Source organism: Nocardiopsis sediminis, from assembly GCF_042650565.1.
GTDB classification, from domain to species: domain Bacteria; phylum Actinomycetota; class Actinomycetes; order Streptosporangiales; family Streptosporangiaceae; genus Nocardiopsis_B; species Nocardiopsis_B sediminis.
The window spans coordinates 1-10,381 of record NZ_JBHSBH010000018.1 but is presented as its reverse complement, the minus strand read 5'-3'; the positions used below and the strand labels follow the sequence as shown (position 1 = coordinate 10,381).

8 protein-coding genes are annotated in these 10,381 nt (G+C 72.3%); 7 read left to right on the top strand and 1 reads right to left on the bottom strand.

The annotated features are described in order from the left end of the window. From ACFOVU_RS27535 to lhgO, 5 genes are all read left to right on the top strand, one after another. On the top strand, positions 1–1,842 hold a 1,842-nt coding region (locus tag ACFOVU_RS27535; RefSeq protein ID WP_378538278.1), incomplete at its 5' end, for a sensor histidine kinase. Continuing rightward, positions 1,839–2,201 (top strand): DUF742 domain-containing protein, encoded by a 363-nt coding sequence (locus ACFOVU_RS27530; protein ID WP_378538277.1) that lies wholly within the window; start codon positions 1,839–1,841, stop codon positions 2,199–2,201. The genes ACFOVU_RS27535 and ACFOVU_RS27530, both read left to right, overlap by 4 nt. A gap of 217 nt (positions 2,202–2,418) precedes the next feature. Next, a complete protein-coding gene (locus tag ACFOVU_RS27525) occupies positions 2,419–4,488 on the top strand; it encodes a hypothetical protein (protein WP_378538275.1) in 2,070 nt (689 codons plus the stop codon). Positions 4,489–4,519: 31 nt separating this feature from the next. Beyond that, positions 4,520–5,941, top strand: a complete 1,422-nt coding sequence (locus tag ACFOVU_RS27520) for an extracellular solute-binding protein (RefSeq protein WP_378538274.1) — start codon at positions 4,520–4,522, stop codon at positions 5,939–5,941. Between the two features lie 66 nt (positions 5,942–6,007). Then, positions 6,008–7,222 (top strand): L-2-hydroxyglutarate oxidase, encoded by a 1,215-nt coding sequence (gene lhgO / locus ACFOVU_RS27515; protein WP_378538272.1) that lies wholly within the window; start codon positions 6,008–6,010, stop codon positions 7,220–7,222. Between the two features lie 55 nt (positions 7,223–7,277). Here the strand turns inward: lhgO and ACFOVU_RS27510 are convergent, their stop codons facing one another. Then, positions 7,278–7,919: an HNH endonuclease family protein gene (locus tag ACFOVU_RS27510; RefSeq protein WP_378538270.1), complete on the bottom strand. Its 642-nt coding sequence runs from the start codon at positions 7,917–7,919 to the stop codon at positions 7,278–7,280. A gap of 467 nt (positions 7,920–8,386) precedes the next feature. Here ACFOVU_RS27510 and tyrS point away from each other — a divergent pair, with 467 nt between their 5' ends. Beyond that, positions 8,387–9,688 carry a tyrosine--tRNA ligase gene (gene tyrS, locus ACFOVU_RS27505; RefSeq protein ID WP_378538269.1) on the top strand — a complete coding sequence of 434 codons (1,302 nt, stop codon included), beginning with the start codon at positions 8,387–8,389 and terminating at the stop codon, positions 9,686–9,688. A 411-nt stretch (positions 9,689–10,099) separates the two neighbouring features. After that, positions 10,100–10,381 (top strand): hypothetical protein (locus tag ACFOVU_RS27500; RefSeq protein ID WP_378538268.1); only part of this gene is annotated, 282 nt, incomplete at its 3' end.

Here is a 10,381-nt window from a genome sequence, read left to right as displayed (position 1 = left end):
CGCCAGGAGCGCCGGCTCAGCCAGCTCCACCTGGGCGACCCCGACGACACCGTGGCCCGGGCCGACCTCGACGCCCAGCGGCGGCTCACCGACGCCGCCCAGCAGCGCGCCTCCGAGACCGCCCCGGAGCTGCGCCAAGACGCCGCCGAGGACGTCCGCCGCGGCGCCGACGCCCTGCTCACCGGCGACGACCGCCTCGCGCGGCTGCGCGCCGACATCGACTCCGGCGACGTCGAACGCGACGACGCGCTCATCCGCTACACCTCGCTGATCGAGGACACCGACCTGCTCGCCGCGTCGCTCCTGGGCGGCGTCCACCGCGACGACACCGCCTCCCAGGCCGTCACGGCCGCCGAGCTGCGCTCAGCCCGCGAGGGGTTCTCCCACGCCGACGCGCTGCTGAGCGGCGCGATCGCGGCCGGCGCCATGGAGTACGAGGAGACCGCCCAGTTCACCTACCTCACCGCCTCCTACCGGCAGACCCTGGACGACACCGAGCCCGCTCTGCGCGGCGACGTCCTGGCGCTGTTCCGCGAGACCACCGGGTCGGGCGCGTGGACCGGCACCGAGGAGCTCAGCCGCTCGGTCGTGACCCGGCCCCCCATCACGGGCGGCGACGAGCGCGGGCGCGGAGCCGGGTGGAACTCCGAGATCGGGATCGACGGCGCGCAGTGGGCCGAGGCGACCCAGAGCGCCGGGGCCGAGCTCGACGGCGTCGTCACCGCTCAGCAGCAGGCGGCGCTGGGTGCGGCACACTCCTCGGCGTTGCAGATCATCGCGCTGGGCGTGACCGGATGCGTCCTCACGCTCGTCGCCGGCATCGCCGCCATCGTCGTCGCCACGCGCTCCTCGCGCCGGCTCACCGGGCGCCTGCTGCGGCTGCGCAGCGACACCCTGGCCCTGGCCGACACCCGGCTGCCGGCGATCGTCGCGCGCACGCAGAGCGGGCAGCGGGTGAACCTCGCCGACGAGCTGCCGCAGCTGTCCTTCGGCGAGGACGAGATCGGCCAGGTGGCGGCGGCCTTCAACGCCGCCCAGCGCACCGCTGTGGGGGCGGCGGTCAAGCAGGCCGAGATCCGCCAGGGGGCCAACCGGGTCTTCCTGGGCATCGCCTACCGCAACCAGACCCTGGTGCAGCGCCAGCTCCACGTCCTCGACGAGATCGAGCACGAGGAGGACGACCCGGTCACCCTGCGCAAGCTCTTCCGCCTCGACCACCTGGCCACACGCGCCCGCCGCTACGCCGACAACCTGCTCATCCTCAGCGGGGCGCACTCCGCCCGGCGCTGGCGCGAGGCGCTGCCGCTGATCGACGTGGTGCGCGCGGCCATCACCGAGACCGAGGACTACGAACGGGTCCGCCTCACCTCCGCACCGGGCGTACGAGTGCGGGGGACCGCCGTCGCCGACATCGTGCACCTGCTCGCCGAACTGGTCGAGAACGCCACCCAGTTCTCCCCGGCCGACACCCCCGTCGACGTCCACTGCGGGCCCGTCGCCGGCGGCATCGCCGTGGACGTGGAGGACCGGGGGCTCGGCATGACCGAGCAGGGCTATGCCGCGGCCGCCCGGATCCTCGCGGGGACACCGGAGTTCGACGTCATGGCCCTCCAGGAGGAGCCCCGCCTCGGCCTGTTCGTGGTCGCGCGGCTGGCCGCCCGGCACGGTGTCGCCGTGCGGCTGTGCCCCTCGCCCTACGGCGGGACCCGCGCGATCGCGGTCATCCCCGAGGCGATGCTCGACAGCGGCGACCAGGCGGCCATCGGGGCCCTGCGGAGGCGCGCGGGATCCCCGCGGCGCCAGCGGGCCGGCGCCCGGGCCGAGGAGGGGGTGGGCCGATGAGCGCCTCCAGAGGGGCCGCCGGTACCGACGCCGGGCGCCTGGTGCGGCCGTTCGCGGTGCACATCGAGGAAGCGGTGCCCGCGATCGGGCTCGACATGCTCACGCGGGTGATCGCGACCCGCCCGCCGGCGCGGTCCGAAGCCCTCCAGCCCGAACGCGCGGACGCGCTGCGCCTGGCGCGGCGCCCGCTGACGGTCGCCGAACTGGCCGCGCGGCTGGAGCTGCCGCTGGGCGTCGTCAAACCGCTCCTCGCCGGCCTCATCCACGCCGGCGCCCTGCGCCTGTGCCCGCCCGATCCCGCCCCGGCCCCCCAGGACAACATCCTGCACTTGGTCCTGGAGGGGCTGCGTGCCCTGTGACCGGCCGGGCGGGCGGCGCGACGCGGCCGGCCGAGGCGCCGCCGTAAGCGGACGGCCGAGGCGCCGCCGTAAGCGGACGGCCCATGGCCGGATCCGGCACCGTGCTGACCCCGCAATCAGTGGAGTTGATCTCCTGGAAACCTTATGCTCTGGGCAATTGAGGAGGTGTGCGGCGCTTTCTCGATAAAAATGGATACGCGCCGCTCATGGTCATATGGTGAGCGGAGACAACGGCGATCCGAACCACCCCGGGCAGCGCGCACGGGATGACGCCCCTCCCTCCGGTGCCGGCGAGTGGCTCGCCGAGGTCGCCAACGCGGTCGGGGTCGTCAGTACGGTCGTCGCCGCCGTTGCGGGGGCCGTGGTCATCGCAGCAGCCGTCTTCGGCAGCCCTTCCCTCTACGCCGAAGTGCTGGAATGGCAGGGGCCCGTCACGCCGGTGGCGACGCTTGTGGCCGTGCTCTGCCTCGGCGGCGTGTCCCTGCTCGCCCGTACCTCCAAGAAATGGCGCCGGATTACGGCCCTGCTCGTGAGCGGCGCCACGATCCTCGTCGCAGCGAGCATCCTGGTCATCTGGCTCAACCCGCTCGACGACGCCTGCGCGCCGCCCGAGGAACTGGTCGTCGCCACCACCCCCGACAGCGCGGACATCATCTCCGCGATCGCCGAGGGGTTCGCCAACGGCCGATCCGCCGGGGCCGAATGCCGGCCGGTCAACGTCACCGTGTACGCGATCGACCGCTCCGAGGACGTCCGGCTCGGCCTGGCCGATGGCTGGGACCAGACCCTCGGCCCCCTTCCGCACGTGTGGTTGCCCGACTCCTCCATCGAAGCCGATTGGGTCCGAGAGCGCCTTGCCGCCCAGGTGAACCCCGAGGTCGAACTGACAGTGTCCGACCAGCCCACGCGCGTCACCCCGCTCATCGCCGCGGTACCCAGGGATCTCGCGGTGACCATCATGGGCGACACCGGCATCGGCCAGGGGTCCGTACCCGACGTTCACGACGCCATCGAGGAAGCGTCGGGTCCGGACTCCCCACTCGTCGAGCGCGGCGACCCCGGCGGCTCCGCCACCGCGCTGCTGCACACGGCCGTCCTCTTCCACGGGGGCGGCGCCATCGACGTCGACGGTCAATTCACCGACACGGCCGCGGCGGCCGCCATCGAGGCCGAAGTGCGACCGGGGGTCGCCACCGACAGCGACCTCGGCCACCTCTGCCGCGCCGCGGACACCGGAGGGGACGGCCCGCCCCCGCCCGTTCTCACCACCGAGGCCGCGCTCCATCGGCTCCGCACCGAGGGCGGCTGCCCCGGCCGGCTCACCGAGGAGGAGAGGACCGCCCTCGTCCCGCTGTACGCCGAGAACCTGCCCTACCTGGACCACCCGTTCGTGCGCGTGCAGCCCGCCGGGGTCGACGACGGCGCGGACGAGATCGCAGAGGCCTTCCGCGATCACCTGACGGAGCTGTACCGGAGCCCCGAGCCTTTCACGGCCGCCCCCATCGGCCCCGGCAACGGCTCCTCCACGGACGACTACGGCTTCTACCTGGGCTACCGGGACGCCGACGGCGCGGCCGATCCCGCCATGGACGGCCTCTTCGCCTCGGCCGAGGTACCGAATTGGGAACAGACCCCGGACCGCTGGGAGAACCGGGCCGGCGCCGTTCTGGACCGCCCTCCGGGCATCCACCCGCAGGCCGCCATCCTCATCGCCATCGACACGTCCTCGTCCATGAGGGACCCCACCGCCCTCTTCACGACCGGCCGCGCCGAGGCCGCGGCCATCGCCGGCCTTTCCAGCAGCGGGGACGCTCTAGGCCTGTGGACCTTCCCCAGGGGAGGCTCCGCCGACGCCACCGACCACGAGATCCTCGCCCCCATGGACGACGCCGACGACCAGGGCCGCCGCATCACCGACCGGCTCGACGGCCTGGACCCGGACCGTGCATCGACCCCCTTGGCCGACGTGATCGTCGACGGCGTCGAAAACCTGTCCGGGGAATGGGCCGACCGGCCAGCGCCGCCCATGCTCGTCGTCATCACCGACGGCGTCGCGATCCCCGGCGCACCCGGCATCGGTATCGCGGAACTGGAGGAGCGCATCGCCGACTCCCCGGTCGACGTGCGCATCCTGGCCGTCGGCGAAGACCCGGACCCGTGCGGCACCGGCGAACTCCCGGACCTCGACGCGCTCTCCGGCATCTCCTGCGTCGCCGTCCACGCGGACCCCGAGCAGGCCGGCCTCGCCGGCCGCGACGCACTGATCAGCGCCCGCCAAGGCGATTGACCCACCGAGGGCGGTACGAGGAAGGGAACCCATGGCCGAGGACGGCGGGCAGGAGCGGAGCAGAGGACCGCGCCGACCACGAGGGGTCATCGCCGCCCTCGTCGCTCTGGCGCTGATCGCCGCCGTGGGCTTCGTCGCCTGGATCGCCTGGCCACCCGGCTCGCCGGATGAGTTCACCGTCGTCACCGGCCGCGACGCCTCGCGGACAGGGATCTACGCCGCGCTCATCGAGGAGTGGAACGCCTGCCACTCCGGCGACGGCCCCGAGGCGCGCCTCGTCGAACTGTCCGGGATCACCGACCTCCAGAGGGCGGACATGCTGCGCCAACTCCAGTCCGACGGGCCCGGCTACGACGTCCTCAACCTCGACACCCAGTGGATCGCCGAGTTCGCCCGCGCCGGACACATCGCCGCCCTCGACGACGTCGACACCAGGGGGCTGCTGCCGAACACCCTCGACTCCGTGCGTTACGAGGGCGATATGTGGGCGGTACCGTTCATCGCCGACGCCGGCCTGCTCTACTTCCGCTCCGACCTGGTCGACCGGGACGACCTGGAGGGACAGGACTGGGATGACACGCTCACGGTGCTGCGCGCCGCCGCCGAGGAGGCGGGCCGGGACGGTGTCCACGGCTACGCAGGCCAGCTGGCCGCCTACGAAGGGCTGACGGTCAACGCCCTGGAGGTCGCCAACGTCGACCAGCGCGGCCTGGTCACCGACGAAGACGGCCTGCGCGCCGACCTCACCGGTGGCCCGCAGCGCGCCGCTCTGCGACTCATCGCCGACGGGCTGGCGACCGGCGCCATCCACCCCGGATCCCTCGACGACACCGAAATCGACAGCGCGGACCGCTTCACCGCCGGCGAGGTCATCGCGATGCGCAATTGGCCCGTCTGGTACGACGACCTCGCCGAACGGCCGGGGGTCCTCCCCGCCGACGAGCTCGCCGGCGTCGAGGAGCAGGGGGAGGACCCCGGCGGCCACGAAATCGAATTCGGCGTGCTGCCGCTCCCCGACTACAGCGCCGTGCTGGGCGGGCAGAGCCTCGCCGTCGCCGCCGGGTCGCCCCACCGCGACGCCGCCGTCGACCTCATCGAGTTCCTCACCGCGGCCGAACAGCAGCGCCGCCTCTTCCACACCGCCGGCTACGCCCCGGTGCGCGAAGACGCCTACCACGGAGAGGTCGCCGAGGGCGTGCAGCCGGGCTGCGCCACCGACGACCGCCCCATGACCAGCGTGGAGGAGCGCCGAGGCGCCTACGCCGACCTGCTGCTCGACTCCGTCCGCGGAGCGAGGGGCCGTCCGCCGACCGCTTACTACCCGCGGTTCTCGCAGACCTTCTACAACGGCCTGAATCCGCTGCTCAAGACGGCTGCAAGGGGGGAGGACCTGCACTTGGACGACCTCACCGACCTCCAAGGACGGCTCCAGAACACGCTGAGAGGCCACTGACCGCCGCGGCGGCAACTGCGTAACCGGGCCAGGAGCCGTTCGTCGCGCCTTGCTAGCGTTTCCCGGATGAGCATGGATCGGATCGGCATCATCGGCGGCGGCATCGTGGGCCTCGCGCTCGCCAGGTGGGTCACGCTGAACCGGCCCGGTGCGCGGGTCACGGTCCTGGAGAAGGAGGACCGCGTGGCCGCCCACCAGACCGGCCACAACAGCGGGGTCGTCCACGCGGGCCTCTACTACCGTCCGGGCTCCCTCAAGGCCACGCTGTGCCGCCGGGGCGTCGCCCTGCTCGCCGACTACTGTGCCGAACACGGCCTGCCCTACGAGCAGGCGGGCAAGGTCCTCGTCGCGGCCGACGCCGACGACGCCGCGCGGCTCGACGGCGTCGAACGCACCGCACGCGAGAACGGCGTCCCCGGTGTGCGGCGGCTCGGCCCCGAGGGGCTGCGCGAGATCGAGCCGCACGTCGCGGGGGTCGCCGGCCTGTACTCGCCCACGACCGCCATCACCGACTTCATCGCCGTCGCCGAATCCCTGGCCGACGACGTGCGCCGCGCCGGCGGCCGGGTGCGCCTGAACGCCCCGGTGATCGCCCTTCGCCAGGACCAGGACGGCGCCGATGTCCTGACGGGCGACCCCCGCGGCGAGCGCGTCAAGCGGCGCTTCGACGCCGTGGTCATCTGCGGCGGCCTGCACGGCGACCGGCTCGCCGCCATGGCCGGAGCGGGAGCCGACCCGCGTATCGTCCCCTTCCGCGGCCAGTACCACGAACTGGCTCCGGAGCGCCGCCACCTGGTGCGCGGCCTGGTCTACCCGGTGCCCGACCCGCGCTACCCGTTCCTGGGCGTGCACCTGACCCGGCACGTGCACGGCGAGGTGATGGCCGGTCCCAACGCGATCCTCGCCGGGGCCCGCGAAGGCTACGGGCTGCGCGACGTCCTCCCCGGCGACCTGCGGGAGACCCTGGCCTGGCCCGGCTTCTGGCGGCTGGCCCGCCGCCATTGGAAGGTCGGGGCCAAGGAGATGGCGGTGTCGGCATCACGCGCCGCCTTCGCCCGCGAGGCGCGCCGCCTCGTCCCCGAGATCACCGCCGCCGACCTGCTCCCCGCCCCTGCGGGGGTGCGCGCGCAGGCGCTCACCCGCGGCGGCGACCTGCTCGACGACTTCGCCGTGGACACCCACGGCAGGTTCCTCTGCGTCCGCAACGCCCCGTCGCCGGCCGCCACCTCCTCGCTCGCCATCGCCGAACACCTCGGCGAGCGGCTGCTCGCGGCCCGCTGACACGCGACGGCGGTGCGCGGACGACTCCGCGCACCGCCGCACAGCGCCGGGTGTTCTAGCAGGCGCTGTTGAGGAGGTCTTCCAGCGCCGCCTGCTCGGCGGAGTCGATGCTCAGCTCCCACACGTACTTCACGTTGATCCAGCTCTTGGCGTAGTCGCAGTGGATCTCGGTGCGGGTGGGCAGCCACTCGGCGGGGTCGCGGTCGCCCTTGGAGCTGTTGCTCGACGCGGTGACGGCCCACAGCTGGGGCGAGTCGATGTCGTTGGCGAACTGCTCGCGCTGGCTCGTGGACCAGGAGTCCGCCCCCGAGCGCCACGCTTCGGCCAGCGGGACGAAGTGGTCGATGCTGATCTCGGACGGGACGCTGCTGGTCACCCCGTCGTAGACGCTGTACCAGGAACCGGACGTGGGGTAGCAGTCGCTGCCCACCTCCACGTTGTCGCCGTCGCGGCGCAGTACGTACTCGCGTGCGCTGCAATTGCCCTCGACGGTGCTCCAGTGCGGGAACAGGTCGCGGTCGTATCCGTCGCCGGCCTCGGCCTCGACGGTCAGGGCGGCGAGCTGGGAGCGGGCATCGTCCAGGGAGGGGGGCGGGGGTGGGGCGGCCTGAGCGGGGGCGGCGAAGCCCGGGAGCAAGGCCAGGGAGGTGACCGCTGCGGCGAGTAGGCCGGTGATCCGGCGGACGGCCGTCGGCATGAAGGTCTCCAAAGTAGAGCGGGGGACTTCGGACCCCATGAGGTTCACCCACAACGGGGATATCGGGGAAGATGCGGCGCGTGAACAATCGGTTACCCGACCTGTCCGGATCCGGTCAACTGAAGTCGGTTTACCTTCGGATACCGTCCACGACCAGCCGACCTCCCCTGCCAGGGAGCGAACGGCGGGGTCGCCCGAAATAGGCCGGCGCGATGCCCCTCAGAGCGGCGCAGCGGGCCGGCCGCGTGCCCACCCGGACGTCCAGGAGAACGGGCACGCCCGCCGCGCGGCGCCGGCCGGCCCCCGGCAGGGGCGGCGCGGTCACCGCGGAGCCGCCGGGGAAAAAGAGGTCGGCACCCGCAGCGGGCAGCGGATACCGTGGAAGGCGTACAGCAGGTGACCAAGGCGGTCCGACGCGCCTGGCGCCTCCGGCGTGCGAAGCCGCCTCGACCCACGGAAAGACCACAGTGACCGACATCATCGACGAACTCGAATGGCGCGGGCTCCTCGCGCAGACCACCGACCTTGACGAGCTTCGCAAGGCCCTCGCCGATGGCCCGGTCACCCTCTATTGCGGCTTCGACCCCACCGCGGGCAGCCTGCACGTCGGCCACCTCACCCAGGTCCTCACCCTCGCGCGGTTCCAGCAGGCGGGCCACCGCCCCATCGCCCTCGTCGGCGGCGGCACCGGCCTGATCGGCGACCCCAAGCCCACCGCCGAACGGTCGCTGAACTCCGTCGAGACCGTGAAGGGCTGGGTCGGGGTCCTGGCCCGGCAGCTCTCGGCGTTCCTCCGGTTCACCCCCAAGGGGGAGCGCCCGCAGCCCACCGACGCCATCCTGGCCGACAACGGCGAATGGCTGTCGTCCATGAGCGCGATCGAGCTGCTGCGCGACGTCGGCAAGCACTTCAGCGTGAACCAGATGCTCGCCCGCGAGACCGTCAAGACCCGGCTCGACGGCGAGGGCATGAGCTACACCGAGTTCAGCTACGTGCTCCTCCAGTCCTACGACTACGTCGAGCTCTACCGCAGGCACGGCTGCACGTTGCAGATCGGCGGCAGCGACCAGTGGGGCAACATCACCGCCGGCCTCGACCTGATCCGCCGCATGGACGGCAACGCCCCGCACGGCGGCGCCCACGCCCTGACCACCAACCTGCTCACCAAGAGCGACGGCACCAAGTTCGGCAAGACGGAGTCCGGCACCGTCTGGCTCGACCCCGAGCTGACCAGCCCGTACGCCTTCTACCAGTACTGGTTCAACGCCGACGACCGTGACGTGGTCCGCTACCTCAAGGTGTTCGGCTTCCGGTCGCGCGAGGAGATCGCCGACCTGGAGGCCCAGACCGCCGAGCGCCCCGCCGCCCGCGCGGCGCAGCGGGCGCTGGCCGAGGAGCTGACCTCGCTGGTCCACGGCGAGGACGAGTGCCGCAAGGTCATCGAGGCCAGCCGCGCCCTCTTCGGGCAGGCCGACCTCACCGGCCTCGACGCCGCCACCCTCGGCGCCGCCCTCCGCGAGGTGCCCGGGACCGAGGTGGCCGGCCCGGTGAGCGAACTTCCGCCCGTCGTCGACCTGCTCGCCGCCTCCGGCCTGGTCGCCAGCAAGTCGGCTGCCCGCCGCGCGATCCAGGAGGGGGGCGCCTACCTCAACAACACCAAGGTGACCGAGGTCGACGCCCGCGTGACACAGGACGACCTGCTGCACGGGCGCTACCTCGTCCTGCGCAGGGGCAAGCGCAACGTCGGCGGGATCGTCGTCGGCGTCTGAACTCCCTGTCCGAGCCCGAGTCTGAGCCCTGAGAGCGCCGCGGCCGGGAGCGCGCCGGATCGGCAGGTGGACGTCGGGGTGGTGCGGTGGAGGAAGCCGGTGGAGGAACCACTGCACCACCCCGGTAAGGGCCATGTACCTGCTGCTCAAGGCCTGGATCAGGGGATCCTCGGGCGGCAGATTTTGCCCGGGCGGGCGTTTAGCCGGGGGCTGCCGGGGCAGAAACATTAAGAACAAGGCAGAGAAGCTTGACCTACCGCGCGGTCCTGAGCCCCCGTCGGGTGGACCTCACGAACCGCGCGAGCCCGGAGACCGACCTCCTGCTTCAAGGACGTCGACCCCCGCCACCAGGGCTCTTCCGCGAGTCCCCATGGTTGATTTGACGTTTCCGGGCGCGGACCCTATCGTTGCATGGTCGTCGTGGAACGGCGGGCGTTGGCTCGTTCGACCGGCCCCACGATGAAGTCGAGTGAGAGCGCATGGCTCGGGCGTATGTCCGATCCTGATAATCTCGCGTGGAATCATTATCGAAGATTCGAAATGGTTCCGACGGTTGTTCGATTCACCGGTACTCATCGCCGGAACGCCGATTTGGCGGGCGGGCGAGAGGCTGGTAAATTCAACAGCACAGCAAGACGGAAGCTCCGCCTCTGCGGAAAAGCCTCGGGAAACGCTCTTTGTGGGTGGTTCGGG

Excerpts from the sequence above, each read along its gene's own strand:
- ACFOVU_RS27530 (WP_378538277.1), top strand. The coding sequence starts at position 1,839 with ATGAGCGCCTCCAGAGGGGCCGCCGGTACCGACGCCGGGCGCCTGGTG.
- ACFOVU_RS27510 (WP_378538270.1), bottom strand. The coding sequence starts at position 7,919 with ATGCCGACGGCCGTCCGCCGGATCACCGGCCTACTCGCCGCAGCGGTC.
- ACFOVU_RS27520 (WP_378538274.1), top strand. The coding sequence starts at position 4,520 with ATGGCCGAGGACGGCGGGCAGGAGCGGAGCAGAGGACCGCGCCGACCA.
- lhgO (WP_378538272.1), top strand. The coding sequence starts at position 6,008 with ATGAGCATGGATCGGATCGGCATCATCGGCGGCGGCATCGTGGGCCTC.